The 271-nt window shown below is 70.8% G+C and carries 1 protein-coding gene; it reads right to left on the minus strand.

Features of this window, described 5'->3' with window-relative positions; translation table 11 throughout:
- Nucleotides 1–271 (minus strand): acyl-CoA synthetase family protein (locus QSK22_RS33500; RefSeq protein WP_285498539.1); only part of this gene is annotated, 271 nt, incomplete at both ends.

The following is a 271-nucleotide window of genomic DNA, read 5'->3' on the forward strand; positions in this document are numbered from 1 at the left end:
TGTCGCCCGGGGTATCCTCACGGGCCACGACAGCGGCCTGGGACACATCCGGATGCGCCAGCAGGGCGGCCTCGACCTCACCCGGCTCGATCCGGAAACCACGGATCTTGATCTGCTCGTCGGCCCGGCCCGCGAACACCAACTGCCCATCCGGCGTCCACCTGGCCAGGTCACCGGTCCGGTACATCCGCTCACCCGAACCGAACGGGCACGCCACGAACCGCTCACCCGTCAAACCCGCCCGGCCGACATACCCGCGCGCCAGCCCGGC

This window comes from Actinomadura sp. NBRC 104425 (genome assembly GCF_030269545.1).
GTDB classification, from domain to species: Bacteria; Actinomycetota; Actinomycetes; order Streptosporangiales; family Streptosporangiaceae; genus Spirillospora; species Spirillospora keratinilytica.